The 1,169-nt window shown below is 48.6% G+C and carries 1 protein-coding gene and 1 pseudogene; both read right to left on the bottom strand.

Annotation, left to right across the window (positions count from 1 at the left end):
* A pseudogene (gene vmeB, locus R7P35_RS25385) lies at window positions 1-906 on the bottom strand (multidrug efflux RND transporter permease subunit VmeB); the annotation flags it as partial.
* Between the two features lie 2 nt (window positions 907-908).
* A partial coding sequence (locus tag R7P35_RS25390) for an HlyD family secretion protein (protein WP_411978898.1) occupies window positions 909-1,169 on the bottom strand: 261 nt, incomplete at its 5' end.

Raw genomic sequence — 1,169 nt, forward strand, 5'->3', positions numbered from 1 at the left:
CGTTTCCAGCGCGTTCGCACCTGTACCAAGTGAAATACCTAAACCAGACGCCGGTAAACCGTTGTACTGACCTTGAATATCGTAACTTTCTGCTCCGCGCTCAATACGAGCAACGTCTCTTAGATAAACGTTTGCACCGCTCGCATCTGATTTCAAGATGATGTTTTGGAACTCAGCCACACTGCTTAAACGACTCGCAGAAGAAATCGTCGCGTTAAGCAGTTGACCTTTCTGCGCAGGTGCTGCACCCAATTGACCAGATGACACTTGCGCATTCTGCTCACTGATCGCATTTGCAACGTCAATTGCCGTCAGGTTGAACTGAGTCAGCTTAAACGGGTCAAGCCACACACGCATCGCATATTGAGAACCAAAAGCCTGTACTTGACCCACACCCGTCACACGGCTGATTGGGTCTTGAATGTTGGTTACAACAAAGTCGGCAATGTCGTTTTGTGTAAAATCTGGATCGTCAGAATAAACCGCCACCACCATCAAAAATGAGGTGTTAGATTTGTTCACCACAATACCTTGGCTTTGCACTTCCATAGGAAGCGAAGTCAACGCCAATTGCAGTTTGTTCTGCACTTGAACCTGCGCGATATCAGGATCGGCTTCACTATCAAAAGTCAGTGTAATGGTCGCATTGCCGAAAGCGTCACTGCTCGAAGACAAGTAACGTAGGTAATCCAGACCTGTCATGTTTTGCTCGATAACCTGAGTGACAGAGTCCTCCACCGTTTTAGCAGAAGCACCAGGATAGCGCGCACTGATGGTGATCGTGGTCGGCGAAATGGTTGGATATTGCGACACTGGCAAGTTGAACAAGGACATGATCCCTGCAAGCATGGTCAGAATCGCCAATACCCAAGCAAAAACCGGACGATCAATAAAAAATCGAGCCATGATTATCCCTGCTCTCCCGTTTGGATGGTGACTGGGCTACCCGGACGCACCTTTTGCAAACCCGCCGTAATGACTTGATCACCGGCTTTTAATCCATCAATGATTCGCCATTGGTTGTCTACAACTTCCGCCGTGATGCCTGGCGTAATCGCAACAGTATTATCAGCACTCACCGTCATCACCGAAGCTTTGCCTGTTGCATCGCGAGTCACGGTATTTTGCGGGATCAAAATCGCGCTAGGGTCAACACCAGTAATCACGGT

This window comes from Vibrio sp. Vb0304 (genome assembly GCF_033338995.1).
Taxonomy (GTDB): Bacteria; Pseudomonadota; Gammaproteobacteria; order Enterobacterales; family Vibrionaceae; genus Vibrio; species Vibrio alginolyticus.